Here is a 15,722-nt window from a genome sequence, read left to right as displayed (position 1 = left end):
ATAGTTGTGGCTCTGATCGAGGCTGTTGGCGCTCGCGAAATTTTGGACTCCCGTGGAAACCCGACCATTGAGGTCGAGGTCCTGCTGGAGGATGGCACCGTTGCACGTGCCGGAGTTCCCTCCGGCGCATCGACCGGTGCGTTCGAGGCATACGAGCTGCGCGACGGTGACGCGGCCCGCTACGGCGGAAAGGGCGTGCTCAAGGCCGTCGACGCCGTTCTGGACGAGATCGGCGACGAGATCGACGGCATCGAGTCGACCGAGCAGCGCGTGCTCGACGCCACGCTGATCGAGCTCGACGGCACCGAGAACAAGAGCCGTCTGGGCGCCAACGCGATGCTCGGCGTCAGCCTGGCCGTAGCCAAGGCGTCGGCCGACTCGCTCGACCTGCCGCTGTTCCGCTACCTCGGTGGCCCGAACGCGCACACCCTGCCGGTGCCGCTGATGAACATCATCAACGGTGGCTCGCACGCCGACAACGACGTCGACATCCAGGAGTTCATGATCGTTCCCCTGGGTGCCGAGACCTTCAGCGAGGCACTGCGCTGGGGCGTCGAGACCTACCACGCCCTCAAGGGCCTGCTGAAGTCGAAGGGCCTGGCCACCGGCCTCGGCGACGAGGGCGGCTTCGCCCCCAACCTGCCCAGCAACCGCGCGGCCCTCGACCTCATCGTCGAAGCCATCCAGATCGCCGGCTACGTGCCCGGCAAGGACATCGCGCTGGCCCTGGACTGCGCCGCCACCGAGTTCTACAAGGACGGCAGCTACCACTTCGAGGGCAAGCAGCTCTCGGCAGAGGAGCTCGTCGCCTACTACGCCGAGCTCGTCGAGGCGTACCCGCTGGTCTCCATCGAGGACCCGCTGGAGGAGGAAGACTGGGACGGCTACACCCACCTCACCGCCCAGCTCGGCGACAAGGTGCAGATCGTCGGCGACGACCTGTTCGTCACCAACCCGAAGCGCCTGGCCAAGGGCCTCGAGCTGCGCACCGCCAACTCGATCCTGGTCAAGGTCAACCAGATCGGCACCCTGACCGAGACGCTGGATGCCGTCGCCATGGCGCAGCGCGCCGGCTACACCGCGATCCTCTCGCACCGCTCCGGTGAGACCGAGGACACCACGATCGCCGACCTCGCCGTCGCCACCGACTGCGGTCAGATCAAGACCGGTGCGCCTGCCCGCAGCGAGCGCGTCGCTAAGTACAATCAGCTGTTGAGGATCGAAGAAGAGCTCGGTGAGGCCGCCGTTTACGCCGGCCGCAGCGCGTTCCCGCGCTTCACCGCGTAAGGATCCTCGCGGTTTCTGCCGCGCAGTCAGCACTCGGCCCATCTCGAATGGGGGCGTTTCGAATGGAGGTTCAGGGACATGCCTGACACCTCGTCGAAGACGCAGACTCGCAAGGTCCCTGTGGCACTCAGCCACGGGGAGTCCGCGACCGGGGGCTGGCTGCGCGGCATTCGTTTTTCCGGCTTCTCGTTGATCATGATGGTGATGCTCGTGCTCGCCGTCGTCGTGCTCGCCCCCGGTCTGCGCGTGCTCGTCGAGCAACGCCAGGAGATCGCCGCGCTCAGCGCGAGAGTCGAGACACAGCTGCAGCAGGTTGAATCCCTGCGGGCGGAACGCGAGCGCTGGAACGACAAGACCTACGTGATCACGCAGGCCCGCGACCGGCTCTACTACGTGATGCCCGGCGAGGTGAGCTTCCTCGTGATCAACGACCTCCCGGCGCCGGTCGAGGAGAGCGAACGGGCTCCCATCAGCACCGAAATCCAGAACACCCAGCTTGATTGGTTACAGTCAATGTTCGCCTCCGTGATGACGGCGGGCTTGGCAGAAAGCGCACCAGCACCATGACGACACCCCCATTCGACCCGGCTTCTGAGCGGGACATCGCCATCGTTTCGGCGCAGCTCGGCCGTCCCGCCCGCAACGTGATCGGCATCGCCGCGCGTTGCGTCTGTGGGGCCCCGACCGTGGTCTCCACCGCTCCGCGGTTGGCCGACGGGACCCCGTTCCCCACTCTCTACTACCTGTCCCACCCGGCGGCCACGGCGGCGATGTCGTTCCTCGAGGCCACCCAGGTGATGAACGAGTTCAACGATCTGCTCGCCGAGGACGAGGAGCTGCGCGCCGCCTACGCGAGCGCCCACGAGGCCTATCTCTCCGACCGGGACAGCATCCTCGTCGTGCCTGAGCTGGAGAACTTCTCGGCCGGCGGCATGCCGGTGCGGGTGAAGTGCCTGCACGCCCTCGCTGGCCACGCCCTCGCGGCCGGCCCCGGCGTGAACCCGATTGGCGACCTCGCCCTGGCCCGCTCCAGCTGGTCGCCCACCGTGTGCGAATGCGTGGCCTACCCGGGGATCGATGAATGACCGGCGCTCGAATGACGATAGGGCGAGCGGCGGCAACTCGCTGATGCGGCGTTGGGGGCGCTGGGGAACGGCTGCGGCGGTGGCGATCGTTGCTGCCGTCACGCTGGGCAGCACCGTTGTTGACGCCCCGCCGGCCCGTGCCGACCAGATCCGCGACATGCAGTACTGGCTCGCCGACTACGGCTTCAACGACGCCTGGTTGACCACGAAGGGCGCCGGCGTCACCGTCGCCGTCATCGACACCGGCATCGACGGATCCGTCGCCGAGCTCAAGGGCGCCATCGTCGGCGGCATGGATGCCTCCGGCATCGGTGCCCAGAACGGGCAGAAGCCCATCGGCGACAACAGCCAGCACGGCACCATGGTGGCCTCACTGCTGGCCGGGCGCGGCCGCGGCCCCGTACCGGGCAGCGGCGTGACCGGCGTCGCCCCGGAAGCCGAGTTGCTTGCGGCCTCCGTGGCATTCGGCACGAACACGGGCTCGTCCATCAGCAACGACGAACAGATCGCCGCCGCCGTGCGGTGGGCGGTCGACAACGGTGCCGACGTGATCAACATGTCGCTCACCCGCAACACGCTGGACTGGCCGCAGAGCTGGGACGACGCCTTCCTCTACGCGTTCGAGCACGACGTGGTCGTGGTGGCGGCCGCCGGCAACCGCGGCGCGGGGACGACAGCGGTCGGCGCCCCGGCGACGATCCCCGGCGTGCTCACCGTGGCCGGCGTCGACCGCAATGGGGAGGCCAGCTTCGACGCCTCCTCGCAGGGCATCACCATCTCGGTCGCTGCACCCAGCGAGGATCTCGTCGGTGTCGTGCCGGGCGGCGGCTACGCCAAATGGGACGGCACCAGCGGCGCCGCCCCGATCGTGTCCGGTCTGGTCGCGCTGGTGCGTTCCGCCTACCCCGACCTGAACGCGGCCGAGGTCATCAACCGGGTGGTCTCCACCGCCGTGCCCAGCGGCCCCGTGCAGATTTACGGCAATGGGCTCATCGACGCGGCCGCCGCGATCGATGACGAGGTCGCCCCGGCCAGCACCGACCCGGCCACCCAGCTCAAGGAATGGATCCACCTGCACCGGCGCGCGGCGGTGGCGCCGAGCGAGGAACCAACGGATGCCGACGAGGCCATTGTGGTGAAGGCAGACCCTCCGGCGCCGGAACGCGACTCGCTCGCATCCGTCATCCCGAACAGCTTCACGATGGCCACCGTCGTCGTTCCGATTCTTGTGCTCGCAGGATTTGCTATCCTTGTTCTGCTGCTGGGCATAGGGGCCACACGGCATTTCAGACGAATACTGCGCAGGTAAGCGGTTTTCGCACACCAATGATCATGTAGGAGATCTCTAAACGTGCCCAAAATCCTCATTGTCGGCGGAGGTTACGCCGGCTTTTACACTGCCTGGAAGCTCGAGAAGTGGCTGCGCAAGGGTGAAGCCGACGTTACCGTCGTAGACCCGCTGCCGTACATGACGTACCAGCCATTCCTCCCCGAGGTCGCTGCAGGCTCCATCGAGCCGCGCCACTCCGTCGTCGCGCTGCGCCGCCACCTCAAGAAGACCACCGTTGTGACCGCCAAGGTCACCGGAATCAACCACGCCGCCAAGCAGGCGACGATCACGCCGTCGGTCGGGGAGCCCTACACCTTCGACTACGACATCATCGTCGTGACTGCCGGGGCCGTGTCTCGCACGTTCCCGATCCCGGGCGTCGCCGACGAGGCCATCGGCCTCAAGACGATCGAAGAGGCCGTCGCGATCCGTGACCGCGTGCTCACCAACTTCGACAAGGCTGCTGCGATGCCGGCCGGCCCCGAGCGCGACCGCCTGCTCACCTTCACCGTTATCGGTGGCGGCTTCGCCGGCATCGAGGTCTTCGCCGAGCTGCGCTCCTTCGCCAGCTCGCTGCTCACCTCGTACCCGCAGCTGAGCTTCGATGACACTCACTTCCACCTCATCGAGGCCATGGGTCGCATCATGCCGGAGGTCTCGCTCGAGACCAGCCACTGGGTGCTCAAGAACCTCGCCCAGCGCGGGGCAGAGGTGCACCTGGACACGCAGCTGAAGTCGGCTGTCGGCGGCGTCGTCGAGCTGTCGACCGGCGAGAGTTTCGAGAGCGACCTGATCGTCTGGACCGCCGGCGTGATGGCGAACCCCGCCGTCGTGCGCGGCTCCGACTTCCCCGTCGAGGAGCGCGGCCGTCTCCAGGTGCGCGCCGACCTGCGCATCGGTACCGAGGACGACATCGTCGAGGGTGCATGGGCCGCCGGTGACATCACCGCCGTACCCGACCTCTCCGGTGGCGGCGTCGGCGGCTACTGCGTGCCGAACGCCCAGCACGCCGTGCGCCAGGGCAAGCTGCTCGCGAAGAACATCGTCGCCGTCCTCCGCGGCGAAGGCCCCAAGCAGTACGTGCACAAGAACATGGGCGCTGTTGCCGGCCTCGGCATCGGCTACGGTGTGTTCCAGTCCGGCAAGATCGCGATCAAGGGCCTCCCGGCCTGGTTCGCGCACCGCGGCTACCACGGGCTGGCCATGCCCAGCTGGGAGCGCAAGATTCGTGTGATCTGGGGTTGGATCAACAACTTCTTCCTCGGCCGCGACATCGTCTCGCTCGCCGCGGTCGCCACCCCGCGTGCCGCGTTCGAGGAGTTCGCCTCCCGCCCGAAGCCCGCCGTCGAGGCTGCACCGGTCGCCGCCGCTAAGGCCCCGGCCAAGGCCGTGGCTGAGAAGCCCGCGGCCAAGGTTGCTGCTGCCAAGGCTCCGGCCGCGAAAGCTGCAGTGAAGGCTCCCGCTGCTGCGAAGGCTCCTGCCGCTGCGAAGGCTCCGGCCAAGGCACGTGCACCCAAGAAGGTCGCTGCCGAGGTCGTCGACACGGCTGAGGCCGTCGCCGCCAAGAAGTAACGCACGCACGACCCACGTGACGAACGGCCCCGAGGCATTGCCTCGGGGCCGTTCTGTTCGCGGCTAGACTCGAAAAGCCCGCCCCCATAGCCCAATGGCAGAGGCAAGCGACTTAAAATCGTCACAGTCTGGGTTCGAGTCCCAGTGGGGGTACGTGTGATCATGCGCCGGCGATCGCCGCGCGCGCCGGTTTCCGCCGTTCCGCCGGGCGCTCTGCCGGGTTAGCCCAGCCGGTCCAGGTAGCGCAGCAGTACGCCCTCGCGCAGCGCCCAGGGCGAGACTTCCAGCTCCTTCACTTTGAACACGGCCATCGCCTCGGCGAGCACGATGCCGCCCGCGACGATCTGGAAGGTGCGGTCGGCGGTGATGCCGGGCAGCGCCGGGCGGGCATCCGCCGGGATCCGTGCCAGCCGCGGAATCCAGTCCTCCAGCTGCGACCGGCGCAGCAGCGAGCGGTCCAGCGCGCCGACGCCGTCCACCACGGAGCCAGCCAGCCGGGCCAACGAGCGAATCGTCTTGGACGAGCCAACGACGTGGGCGGGCGTCGGCAGGTCGGCGAAGGAGGGAAGCGCCTCCTCGAGCACCGCACGGGCATGCTCGCGCAGCGCGTTCATCTGGGCGGATGTCGGCGGGTCGTCATGCAGGAAGGCGATCGTGCTGCGGCCGGCGCCGAGCGGCAGCGACATCGACACGGCCGGGAACTCGTCGGCCCCGGCAGCGATCTCCAGTGAGCCGCCGCCGATGTCGAAGAGCAGGGTGTCTGCGGCCGACCAGCCATACCAGCGGCGCACCGCGAAGAACGTCAGCCGTGCCTCGTCATCGCCGGAGAGCACGTGCAGGTCGACCCCGGTCTCTTCGGCGATCAGGTCGAGCACCTGTTGGCCGTTGGTGGCCTCGCGGAGCGCGGACGTCGCCATCGGCAGCAGCTCGTCGATGTTGTTCTGGCGGGCGACCACGGTTGCCGAACGCACCGATTCGAGGAGGGCGGCGACGCCCTCCTCGCTGATCGAGCCGTCGGGAAGCAGATAGCGCATCAGGCGCAGCACCGACTTGTGCGAGGCCATCGGAACGGGCGCGGCGCCCGGATGGGCATCGACGATCAACAAGTGGACGGTGTTCGACCCGACGTCGAGAACTCCAAGGCGCATGGTCGAACGATACCGCCACGATGGGAGTCCTCTGAACATGGCGCGGATTGGGCGGTGATGGTGCATACTGATTCAGTTCAACAAGTGGGTCGAATGTCCCACTCTTGAATTGCCGCCCCGCGTGCGGCGTGAACGAACTTGCTCAGCGTTGTGTAAGGAGGCCAGATGCCACGCATCTCCGCGGCGGAACGCCGTGCCGCACTCGTGCAGGCCGCCCTGCGGGTGGTCGCCACCCAGGGCGTCGCCGCGGCCACGACCCGGGCCATCGTCGCGGAGGCCGGCATGTCGCTGGCCAGCTTCCACTACGCATTCACCTCGCGCGACGAGCTGATGCACGAGCTGATCGCCTTCGTCGTGACCCACGAGGAGGCCGCCGTGCTGCCCGGGCCGTACGGCGATGCGTCTCTGCGCGACATCATCCGTGCCGGCCTGCAGCGCTACGCCGACCTGCTGCGCGCCGACCCGCTGCGCGAGCAGGCCATGCTCGAACTCACCCAGCAGGCGCTCCGCACCGAGGGGATGGAGCACCTCGCCAGGCTGCAGTACGACCACTACTACACGCTCGCCGCAGCCGCGCTGACCGCGGCCGCCGAGCACACCGGGGCAAGCTGGAGCCGCCCCGTCGACGAGGTGGCCCGCATGCTCGTGACGTTGACCGACGGGCTGACCGTCTCGTGGCTGGTTGACCGCGACGATGCGGCAGCGGCATCCATCATGGACTTTGCGGCGGACGCGCTCGCAGGATTGGGCAGGCACGCATGAGCGGCGAGCCGACGACCACGGCACACAACGCCAGCCCGGCACTGCCCGGCGTCTTCGCCGAGCCGACCCAGCGCGTGCCCGGCCGCTGGATCGCGGCCTTCGGCAGTGCCTGGCTGGGCATCTGGATGGCCCAGCTGACGCCCGTGCAGCTGCTGCTGCCGGTGCAGATCGACGCCCAGCTGAAGCCGGAGCACTGGACGGACAGCGTCGTGGCATTCGGCGTGATCTCCGGCATCGCCGGCCTCATCGCGATGCTGGCCTTCCCGCTCACCGGGGCGCTCAGCGACCGCACCACCTCCCGCTTCGGCCGCCGCCGGCCCTGGATCGCCGCCGGCACGCTGCTCTTCGCCTCCGCCCTGGCCGCACTCGGCTTCCAGACCCAGCTGGTGGGCATCGCGATCTGCTGGATCCTCGCCAGCACCGGATTCTGCGTGCTCACCGCCGCACTCACCGCGACCATCTCCGACCAGGTGCCGGTGAACCAGCGCGGCTACGTCTCCGGCTGGATGTCGGCCCCGCAGGCCGTCGGCACCATCCTCGGACTCGTGCTGGTGCTCACCGTCTTCACCGGCCAGCTGCTCGGCTACCTCTCGATGGCCCTGCTGCTGGTGCTGCTGATGATCCCGTTCCTGCTCCGGCCGGACGCGGTGCTGCTGCCCGCGCAGCGCGAACGACTGAGCACCCGCGGCATCCTGGCCAGCCTGTGGATCAGCCCGCGTCGCTACCCCGACTTCGGCTGGACGCTGCTCAGCCGCATCCTGGTCAACTTCGGCAACGCCTTCGGCACCAGCCTGCTGCTGTACTTCCTGATGTTCCAGCTGAAGGACGCGAACGCCGAAGACAACCTAATCCTGCTCACGCTGATCTACATGGTCTTCGTCGTGCTCGCCTCGCTCGTGCTCGGCCGGCTCTCCGACCGCCTCGGCCGGCGCAAAGCCTTCGTGTTCATGTCGTCCTCGGCTCAGGCCGTGGCCGCCCTGATGCTGGCGTTCTTCCCCAGCCTGCCCGTCGCCATGGTTGCGGCCGGACTGCTCGGCCTCGGCTACGGCTGCTTCCTCTCTGTCGACCAGGCCCTGGCCACCCAGGTGCTGCCGGACCCGGCCACCCGCGGCAAAGACCTGGGCATCATGAACATCGCCACGACGGTGCCACAGGCCATCGCGCCCATGCTCGGCGCCGCAACCGTGGCGGTGCTCGGCAGCTTCGAGGGCTTGTTCCTGATGTCGGCCGTGTTCGCCTTTGCCGGCGCCCTCGCCGTCTCGCGGGTGAAGGGGGTGCGCTGATGAGTATCGAACTGGGCTTGCGCTCGGGGTTCGAGCTGCCGGATGTCGGCATGGCGACGTCAACGTTGCCTGCCCGCTTCCGGGGCGCCGACTACTGGCGCCGCCTGGACGCCGCCACCGCCGAGCTCGACCCGCCGTTCGCGGTTCTGCAGCTGGACGCTCTCCGGCACAATGCCAGCGACATGGTGCGCCGGGCCGCCGGCATGCCGATCCGCGTCGCCAGCAAGTCCCTCCGGGTGCGCGGCGTCATTGAGCAGCTGCTCGCCCTGCCCGGCTACCACGGTGTGCTGGCCTACACGCTGGCCGAGGCACTCTGGCTGGCCGAGACCGTGGACGACGTCGTCGTCGGCTACCCGAGCGTCGACCGGGCCAGCATCCGCCGACTGGCCACCACGCCGGAACTGGCCGCCCGGATCACCCTGATGGTGGACGCGCCGGACCAGCTCGACGTCATCGACGCGGTGCTGAAACCGGGGCAGCGGGAGAGCATCCGGGTGTGCCTGGAACTCGACGCCTCGTGGAACGCGCCCGTTCTCGGCCACCTCGGCGTGTGGCGCTCCCCGGTGCACGGCGTCGACGAGGCCCGGGCTCTGGCCGGCTACATCGTGGACAGGGCCGGCTTCGACCTGGTCGGCATGATGGCGTATGAGGCGCAGATCGCCGGCGTCGGCAACCGGCCGATCGGCAAACCCGTCGACGGGGCCATCAACCGCTGGATGCAGAAGCAGTCGATCGCCGAGCTGCACGAGCGCCGCGGTGCCGCCGTGGCCGCCGTGCGCGCCCTCACGCCGCTGGAGTTCGTCAACGGCGGCGGCACCGGCTCACTGGAGAGCACCTCGAGTGACGCCTCGGTGACGGAGATCGCCGCCGGCAGCGGCATCTTCGGCGGCCACCTCTTCGACAACTACGAGCACTTCGCCCCCGCCCCGGCTGCAGCCTTCGCGCTGCCCATCGTGCGCAAGGCGACGGCCGACACCGCCACAATGCTCGGCGGCGGCTGGGTGGCATCCGGCCCGCCCGACGTGGATCGGCTGCCCCAGCTGGCGTGGCCGGAGGGCCTCAGCTTCGTGGCGCGCGAGATGGCCGGCGAGGTACAGAGCCCGCTGACGGGGGAGGCCGCCGGCCGGCTGCGACCGGGCGACCGGGTGTGGCTGCGGCACACGAAATCCGGCGAGCTCGCCGAGCACGTCAACGAGTTCGCACTGATCGATGGGGATCGGGTGCTGGGCATGATGCCCAGCTACCGCGGTGAGGGAAAGGCATTCCTGTGAGTGCAGAGCGCGTCCGGGATGGCAACGCCCACGGTGCAATGAAGCAGAGAACGACGAGAGATGAGGCGGCGATGGCTGCGACGGGGGCGCGCTGGCACAATTGGGGCCGCACCGAGACGGTGCGCCCTGTGCGTGTCGAGCGACCGGCCAGCGTCGGCGCTGTGCAGCGGGCCGTTCGGGCCGCCGCCGGAAGCGGCCTCACGATCAAGGCCGTCGGCGCCGGGCACAGCTTCACCGGCATCGCGGTGGCGCCCGGCGTGCAGCTGGAGCTCTCCGGGCTGCGCGGCGTCTTGGACCACAACGCCGCCAAGCACCAGGTCACGCTCGCCGCCGGAACCAACCTGTACCAGCTGCCCGCTCTGCTCGGCCCGCTCGGACTGGCGCTGCCGAACATGGGCGACGTCGATAGGCAGACCATCGCCGGCGCGCTCTCCACCGGCACGCACGGAACCGGCCTGAAACTCGGCGGCCTCGCCACCCAGATCATCGGCCTGACGCTGGTCACCGGCAACGGCGAGCTGATGCGGATTGGCACCGACTGCAGCGGCGACACCGTGAACGCCGAGCTGCTGCCCGCGGCCCGGCTGGGCCTCGGAGCCCTCGGCATCATCGTCGACGTCACGCTGCAACTGGTGCCCACCTTCGTGCTGCAGGCCGTCGAACGGCCCGAGCCGCTGCAGCAGGTTCTCGACGGGTTCCTGGAGCGCACCGCATCCGCCGACCACTTCGAGTTCTACTGGTTCCCGCACACCGACACGGCGCTGACCAAGACGAACACCCGACTGCCGGGGGATGCCGCCCTCTCACCGATCCCGCCGTTCAAACGGTGGGTCGACGACGAGCTCGTCGGCAACACGCTGTACCGGGCGCTCTGCAACGTCGGTGTTGCCGTGCCCAGCATCATCCCGCACCTCAGCCGGCTGGCCGACAAGGTCACCGGCAACCGCGACTTCACCGACCTGTCACCGTCGGTCTTCACCACCAGCCGCACGGTGCGCTTCCGTGAGATGGAGTACGCGCTGCCGCTGGCCGAGGTACCGGACGCCCTCGTCGAGGTGCGCACACTGATTGCGCGCAAGGACTGGAAGATCTCCTTCCCGCTGGAGGTGCGCGCCGCCGCGGCCGACGACAACTGGCTGTCGACGGCCTACGGGCGCGACAGCGGCTACATCGCCGTGCACCGCTTTTTCCGGGAAGACCCGGAGGAGTACTTCCGCGCGGTCGAGAAGATCATGATGGGACACGGCGGCCGGCCGCACTGGGGCAAGATGCACTACCGCGACGCGGAGTCGCTGCGCACCGTGTACCCGCGCTTCGACGACTTCTTGGCGGTGCGGGACCGGCTCGACCCCGAGCGCATCTTCGCGAACCCGTACCTGCGCCAGGTGCTCGGCGCCTGAGCCCGCCCCGCCGCTGGCCGGGCGCGCCTACTCGACCAGCGGGGGAGAGGGCGGGGCAGAGGTCGGGGTGCGGGTGACTGCCCATCCGTTGGTTGAGCCTGTCGAAACCTCGTGTGAGGCTCGGTGTCCGGTCTGATACCGGGTCTCGATACGGCGCTGGCGCGCCTGCTCGACCAGCAGGGGAGAGGACGGGGAAGAGGACGGCGGGGTGCGGGCGACTGCCCATCCGTTGGTTGAGCCTGTCGAACCCTCGTGCGAGGCTCGGTGTCCGGTCTGATACCGGGTCTCGATACGGCGCTGGCGCGCCTACTCGACCAGCGGCGGAGAGGACGGGGGAGAGGACGGGGAGAGGACGGCGGGGTGCGGGTGACTGTCCATCCGTTGGTTGAGCCTGTCGAAACCTCGTACGCGGCTCGGTGTCCGGTCTGATACCGGGTCTCAATACGGCGCTGGCGCGCCTACTCGACCAGCGGGGGAGAGGGCGGGGAAGAATGCGGAGTGCGGGCGACTGTCCATCCGTTGGTTGAGCCTGTCGAAACCTCGTACGCGGCTCGGTGTCCGGTCTGATACCGGGTCTCAATACGGCGCTGGCGCGCCTACTCGACCAGCGGGGGAGAGGGCGGGGAAGAATGCGGAGTGCGGGCGACTGTCCATCCGTTGGTTGAGCCTGTCGAAACTTCGTGCGCGGCTCGGTGTCCGGTCCGATACCGGGTCTCGATACGGCGCTGGCGCGCCTACTCGACCAGCGGGGGAGAGGGCGGGGCAGAGGTCAGGGTGCGGGTGACTGCCCATCCGTTGGTTGAGCCTCTCGAAACCTGGTGCGCGGCTCGGTGTCCGGTCTGATACCGGGTCTCGATACGGCGCTGGCGCGCCTACTCGACCAGCGGGGGAGAGGACGGGGAAGAAGGTCAGGGTGCGGGTGACTGCACATCCGTTGGTTGAGCCTGTCGAAACCTCTTAGGGTGTCTGGCGGCGCAGCGTCAGCGAGCCGAGCACGACGGCTCCGATGGCCCACACCGCGATGATGCCGATGTCGACCCACACCGGGCCGTAGTCGGCCACGCCGGCGGCTACATCGTTGAGCGCGTCGATCGCATGCGAGAGCGGCAGCCAGTCGCTGATCTCGCGCAGCCCCGCCGGCAGCTGGTCGCGCGGCAGGAAAATGCCGCCCAACAGGATCTGCGGGAAGATGATCAGCGGCATGAATTGCACCACTTGGAACTCGGTGCGGGCGAACGCACTCGCCAGCAGCCCCAGCGTGGTGCCGAGCACGGCGTCCATCACCGCCACCAGCAGCAACAGCCCGATCGGGCCGGAGATCTGCAGCCCGCACACCCAGACGGCGAAGGCCACCGCGATGCTGGCCTGCACGATCGCGAGCAGGCCGAAGGCCAGCGTGTACCCGAACAGGAAGTCGCCGCGGCCGAGCGGCATCGCCAGCAGCCGCTCCAGGGTGCCCGTTCGCCGCTCCCGCAGCGTCGCGATGCTGGTGACCAGGAACATCACGATGAACGGGAACAGCGCGATCATCGCCGGACCGATCGTGTCGAACACGGTCGTATCGGAGAAGATCCACGCCACGAGCCCGATCAGCAGCGTCGGCACGAGCAGCAGCAGCGCGATCGTGCGCGGGTCGTGCCGGATCTGGGTGAGCACCCGGCCGGTAGTCGCCAGCAGGCGATGCCCGTTCATGAGCGTTCCCGCCGCCCGTGGCCGTGGCCGCGGCGAGGGGGCTCCTGCCCACCGTGCTCATCTGCGCCGTGTTCGGGTGCGGCCTGCCGGGTGATCACCTCGAGGAAGGCGCTCTCGGCGTCGGCCTTGCCCGTGCTGGCCAGCAGCGCCACCGGGGTGTCGTCGAAGAGGATGTCGCCGTCGCGCATCAGCAGCAGCCGGTCGCAGCGGGTGGCCTCGTCCATCACGTGGCTGGAGACGAGCAGGCTGACCCCGCCCGCCGCGAGCCGATGGAACAGGCCCCACAGCTCGCCCCGCAGCACCGGGTCGAGGCCCACCGTGGGTTCGTCGAGCACCAGCAGCTCGGGGGTGCCGAGCAGCGCAGTGGCCAACGACACCCGACTGCGCTGGCCGCCGGAGAGGTCGCCGGCGAGGCTCTCCGCCTGCGGAGTGAGCGCCGTGGCCTCCAGCACCCGCTGCGTGTCGCCGGCCGGGGCCCCGAGCACGCGGCGGAAGTAGTCCAGGTTCTGGCGCACCGTCAGATCGTCGTAGACGCTGGCGGACTGGGTGACATAGCCGATCTTGTGTCTGAGCCCCGCGCTGCCGCCGGGCTGGCCGAGCACCGTGACGGTGCCCGATCCGAGTTGCTGCACCCCCACGATGGAGCGCATCAGCGTGGTCTTGCCGCAGCCGCTCGGGCCGAGCAGGCCGACCACCTGGCCGCGGGGCACGTCGAGTCGCAGCCCGTGAAGCACCGCGGTGCGGCCGCGCCGCACGTGCAGCCCGTCGATGCTGATCGCGACGTCGCTGGCATCCGCATTTGTCATGCTCGTATTATTCGCCCCTCGCGGCCCCGCTGATACCCCCGATCTGGGCACGTCCCACCGGCATGTCGCCGGTGTCGGCCGGGAGTATGCGGCGGGGCGCCTTGGAGTCTGGTGGGAACGCCATGAATGCTCGAAACGGCCCCATAGTATGGAGAAGCACCCAAGCAAGTCCAGCCTCACACTCACGCGTTCTCAAGGAGCATCTGCCATGGAATGGCTCATCCCGATTCTTATCGTCGTCGTACTCGCCGCCATCGTCGGCATTTACCTGTGGGCGACGTACAACTCGCTCGTCACGTTGAACGTGCGCGTCGATGAGGCCTGGAGCGACATCACCGTGCAGCTGAAGCGTCGTGCCGATCTGATCCCCAACCTGATCGAGTCGGTCAAGGGCTACGCGGCGCACGAGCGCGGCGTGTTCGAGAGCGTGACCAAGGCCCGCGCCGAGAGCCTCTCCGTGCAGACTCCGGCCGACGCATCCGTCGCCGAAAACCACATGCAGAGCGCGCTGAAGAGCATCTTCGCGGTGGCCGAGGCTTACCCGCAGCTCCAGGCCAGCCAGAACTACCTGCAGTTGCAGGGTGAGCTCGTCGACACCGAAGACAAGATCCAGGCCGCGCGCCGCTTCTACAACGGTGGCGTGCGCGAGATGAACACCAAGATCAAGGTGTTCCCGAACAACTTCTTCGCCGGCAAGCTCGGCTTCGGTGAGCGCCAGTTCTTCGAGGTGGCGGACGCCGCGGCGATCGCCGAACCGCCGCGCGTGCAGTTCTAACCAGCACCGCTCTAGCCCGTACGAGCACCACCCCCACCTCTGCCGGAACCCCGTAATCAGGAACCATGTATAGCGCGATCGCCCGCAACAAGCGCAACACCGTCTTCATCATCATCTTCTTTCTGCTGATCATCGGCGGCCTGGGATGGTTGGCGGCGGTTATCTACCAGAGCCCGTCGATCGTCATCACGACGCTCGTCATCGCGACGCTCTACGCCGTGTTCCAGTACTTCCTGGCCGGCAGCCAGGCCGTCTCGATGAGCGGCGGCATCGAGGTCACCTCGGTGACCGACCACCCGCGGCTCTGGCGCGTCGTCGAGAACCTCGCGATCACGACCGGCACGCCCATGCCGAAGGTGTACATCATCAACGACCCGGCGCCGAACGCCTTCGCCACGGGCCGTGACCCGGAGCACGCCATCGTCGCCGCGACGACCGGGCTGCTCGAGATCATGGACGACTCCGAGCTCGAGGGCGTCATGGCGCACGAGCTCGGCCACGTGCGCAACTACGACATCCGGGTCTCGATGATCGTCTTCGGGCTCGTCGTGGCGGTCGGCTTCATCGCCGACATGTTCATGCGCATGGCGTTCTTCGGCCGCAACAACAACAACAACGGCAACCCGATCGTGCTGGTGTTCGGCATCGTCGCCATGCTCGTCGCTCCGCTGGTGGCCGGCATGGTGCAGATGGCGGTTTCCCGGCAGCGCGAGTACCTCGCCGACGCCACGGGGGCGATGACCACCCGGCACCCGGAGGCCCTCGCCAACGCGCTGCTCAAGCTCGAGGCCTACGGCCGGCCGATGCTCAAACAGAACTCGTCGATGGCGCACCTCTGGATCGCCGACCCGCTGAAGCCCGGCATCATGGACCGCCTGTTCAGCACCCACCCGCCGATCGCCGACCGAGTCGAGCGCCTGCGCACCATGGGCGGCACGTTCTAGGCTCCACGCTGCGAATCTCTCCGCTGCGTTCTGTGCAGCGTTCTGCTCGGCGCTCGGATGCCGGCAGTTAGCCGACCTGATCGACGAACCCGACCCGCATCGACAGCGCGCGTTCCGGCTGTGTGAGCATGACCTCCGCGCGTGCCTCCGACGCCAGGTAGGCGGCCTCGAGGGCGAGGAAGTCTGTGCGGTCTCCCGCTGCGCTCACCGCCCAGACGAACTCCTCCGACTCGGGCAGTCCGTAGGCGAAGTCGATCGCGAAGCCGGCCGCGAGGCGCAGCGGCCGCATCCGCTCGGCCCACCACTGAGTGAACTCGGCGTAGCTGCCCGGCGCCAGCTGGTACCGGCGGAGCTGGACCACCCGGGG

At 68.5% G+C, this 15,722-nt stretch carries 14 protein-coding genes, 1 tRNA gene and 1 pseudogene; 12 read left to right on the top strand and 4 right to left on the bottom strand.

All coding sequences use genetic code 11. The annotated features are described in order from the left end of the window. Nucleotides 1–6 precede the first annotated feature (6 nt). The 6 genes from eno to AWU67_RS09685 all read left to right on the top strand — a co-directional run bounded on the left by eno (nt 7) and on the right by AWU67_RS09685 (nt 5,427). Nucleotides 7–1,287 (top strand): phosphopyruvate hydratase, encoded by a 1,281-nt coding sequence (gene eno / locus AWU67_RS09710; protein ID WP_067228326.1) that lies wholly within the window; start codon nt 7–9, stop codon nt 1,285–1,287. Between the two features lie 78 nt (nt 1,288–1,365). Next, nucleotides 1,366–1,854 carry an FtsB family cell division protein gene (locus tag AWU67_RS09705; RefSeq protein ID WP_067228323.1) on the top strand — a complete coding sequence of 163 codons (489 nt, stop codon included), beginning with the start codon at nt 1,366–1,368 and terminating at the stop codon, nt 1,852–1,854. Further along, complete coding sequence (locus tag AWU67_RS09700) at nt 1,851–2,372, top strand: DUF501 domain-containing protein (protein WP_067228321.1); 522 nt, start codon at nt 1,851–1,853, stop codon at nt 2,370–2,372. The genes AWU67_RS09705 and AWU67_RS09700 overlap by 4 nt, the downstream gene beginning before the upstream one ends. A gap of 79 nt (nt 2,373–2,451) precedes the next feature. Further along, nucleotides 2,452–3,681, top strand: coding sequence for a S8 family peptidase (locus AWU67_RS09695; RefSeq protein ID WP_335339006.1), 1,230 nt, complete (start codon nt 2,452–2,454; stop codon nt 3,679–3,681). Between the two features lie 42 nt (nt 3,682–3,723). Next, entirely contained in the window at nt 3,724–5,274 is a 1,551-nt protein-coding gene (locus tag AWU67_RS09690; RefSeq protein WP_082716897.1) for an NAD(P)/FAD-dependent oxidoreductase, read from the top strand. 80 nt (nt 5,275–5,354) lie between these two features. Next, a tRNA-Leu gene (locus AWU67_RS09685) sits at nt 5,355–5,427 on the top strand. A 68-nt stretch (nt 5,428–5,495) separates the two neighbouring features. On the opposite strand, the gene AWU67_RS09680 is transcribed toward AWU67_RS09685, so the two are convergent. Further along, on the bottom strand, nt 5,496–6,422 hold the full coding sequence (locus AWU67_RS09680; protein WP_067228316.1) for a Ppx/GppA phosphatase family protein: 927 nt from the start codon (nt 6,420–6,422) through the stop codon (nt 5,496–5,498). 165 nt (nt 6,423–6,587) lie between these two features. Here AWU67_RS09680 and AWU67_RS09675 point away from each other — a divergent pair, with 165 nt between their 5' ends. The 4 genes from AWU67_RS09675 (at nt 6,588) to AWU67_RS09660 (ending at nt 11,138) form a co-directional block, all read left to right on the top strand. Then, nucleotides 6,588–7,184, top strand: a complete 597-nt coding sequence (locus AWU67_RS09675; RefSeq protein WP_067228314.1) for a TetR/AcrR family transcriptional regulator — start codon at nt 6,588–6,590, stop codon at nt 7,182–7,184. After that, a complete protein-coding gene (locus AWU67_RS09670; RefSeq protein WP_067228312.1) occupies nt 7,181–8,467 on the top strand; it encodes an MFS transporter in 1,287 nt (428 codons plus the stop codon). The genes AWU67_RS09675 and AWU67_RS09670 overlap by 4 nt, the downstream gene beginning before the upstream one ends. Nucleotides 8,468–8,517: 50 nt before the next feature. Further along, the gene (locus tag AWU67_RS09665; protein ID WP_067232532.1) at nt 8,518–9,738 is read left to right on the top strand and encodes an alanine racemase; all 1,221 of its coding nucleotides are present in this window, start codon (nt 8,518–8,520) and stop codon (nt 9,736–9,738) included. A gap of 71 nt (nt 9,739–9,809) precedes the next feature. After that, nucleotides 9,810–11,138 carry a D-arabinono-1,4-lactone oxidase gene (locus tag AWU67_RS09660; RefSeq protein ID WP_067228309.1) on the top strand — a complete coding sequence of 443 codons (1,329 nt, stop codon included), beginning with the start codon at nt 9,810–9,812 and terminating at the stop codon, nt 11,136–11,138. 957 nt (nt 11,139–12,095) lie between these two features. Here AWU67_RS09660 and AWU67_RS09655 read toward each other — a convergent pair. Continuing rightward, on the bottom strand, nt 12,096–12,830 hold the full coding sequence (locus AWU67_RS09655; protein WP_067228307.1) for an ABC transporter permease: 735 nt from the start codon (nt 12,828–12,830) through the stop codon (nt 12,096–12,098). Between the two features lie 305 nt (nt 12,831–13,135). Beyond that, nucleotides 13,136–13,636: pseudogene (locus tag AWU67_RS18080) on the bottom strand (ABC transporter ATP-binding protein); the annotation flags it as partial. Between the two features lie 208 nt (nt 13,637–13,844). Here AWU67_RS18080 and AWU67_RS09645 point away from each other — a divergent pair. Next, nucleotides 13,845–14,411 (top strand): LemA family protein, encoded by a 567-nt coding sequence (locus AWU67_RS09645; protein ID WP_067228301.1) that lies wholly within the window; start codon nt 13,845–13,847, stop codon nt 14,409–14,411. Nucleotides 14,412–14,476: 65 nt separating this feature from the next. Beyond that, nucleotides 14,477–15,355: a M48 family metalloprotease gene (locus tag AWU67_RS09640; protein WP_067228299.1), complete on the top strand. Its 879-nt coding sequence runs from the start codon at nt 14,477–14,479 to the stop codon at nt 15,353–15,355. A gap of 67 nt (nt 15,356–15,422) precedes the next feature. Here the strand turns inward: AWU67_RS09640 and AWU67_RS09635 are convergent, their stop codons facing one another. Further along, nucleotides 15,423–15,716: a hypothetical protein gene (locus tag AWU67_RS09635; RefSeq protein WP_129586681.1), complete on the bottom strand. Its 294-nt coding sequence runs from the start codon at nt 15,714–15,716 to the stop codon at nt 15,423–15,425. Nucleotides 15,717–15,722 lie beyond the last annotated feature (6 nt).

Origin of the sequence: Microterricola viridarii, assembly GCF_001542775.1 — a bacterium.
Taxonomy (GTDB): Bacteria; Actinomycetota; Actinomycetes; order Actinomycetales; family Microbacteriaceae; genus Microterricola; species Microterricola viridarii_A.
This window is presented reverse-complemented; position numbering and strand designations above follow the sequence as displayed.

Bases quoted from the DNA above. Each gene is read 5' to 3' on its own strand.
- AWU67_RS09700 (WP_067228321.1), top strand. From the start codon at position 1,851: ATGACGACACCCCCATTCGACCCGGCTTCTGAGCGGGACATCGCCATC.
- AWU67_RS09640 (WP_067228299.1), top strand. From the start codon at position 14,477: ATGTATAGCGCGATCGCCCGCAACAAGCGCAACACCGTCTTCATCATC.
- AWU67_RS09670 (WP_067228312.1), top strand. From the start codon at position 7,181: ATGAGCGGCGAGCCGACGACCACGGCACACAACGCCAGCCCGGCACTG.
- AWU67_RS09655 (WP_067228307.1), bottom strand. From the start codon at position 12,830: ATGAACGGGCATCGCCTGCTGGCGACTACCGGCCGGGTGCTCACCCAG.
- AWU67_RS09645 (WP_067228301.1), top strand. From the start codon at position 13,845: ATGGAATGGCTCATCCCGATTCTTATCGTCGTCGTACTCGCCGCCATC.
- AWU67_RS09665 (WP_067232532.1), top strand. From the start codon at position 8,518: ATGGCGACGTCAACGTTGCCTGCCCGCTTCCGGGGCGCCGACTACTGG.
- AWU67_RS09675 (WP_067228314.1), top strand. From the start codon at position 6,588: ATGCCACGCATCTCCGCGGCGGAACGCCGTGCCGCACTCGTGCAGGCC.
- AWU67_RS09705 (WP_067228323.1), top strand. From the start codon at position 1,366: ATGCCTGACACCTCGTCGAAGACGCAGACTCGCAAGGTCCCTGTGGCA.
- AWU67_RS09680 (WP_067228316.1), bottom strand. From the start codon at position 6,422: ATGCGCCTTGGAGTTCTCGACGTCGGGTCGAACACCGTCCACTTGTTG.
- AWU67_RS09660 (WP_067228309.1), top strand. From the start codon at position 9,810: ATGGCTGCGACGGGGGCGCGCTGGCACAATTGGGGCCGCACCGAGACG.